1 pseudogene is annotated in these 250 nt (G+C 36.4%); it reads right to left on the bottom strand.

What is annotated here, in order from left to right:
• Nucleotides 1–250 (bottom strand): annotated as a pseudogene (locus AC6UDG_RS07735) (hypothetical protein); the annotation flags it as partial.

Raw genomic sequence — 250 nt, 5'->3', positions numbered from 1 at the left:
CTGTACCACGACCTGTAATAGAAAAAACATCTTCAACTGCCATTAAAAAACTTTTGTCAGTAGCTCTTTTTGGAGTAGGTATGTAAGTATCAACCTTTTCCATCAGTTCATAGATTTTATCAACCCATTTGTTTTCACCACGTTTTTTTTCTGGGTTTTCAGCAAGTGTTTCTAAAGCTAACAATGCAGAACCAGAAATTACTGGGATATCGTCACCAGGGAATTCATACTTGGTCAAAGTATCACGAAC

The sequence above is a fragment of the Fructilactobacillus sp. X2R1C1 genome (assembly GCF_059901435.1).
Note: the sequence above shows the minus strand (reverse complement) of the source record. Positions and strands in the feature narration are given on the sequence as shown.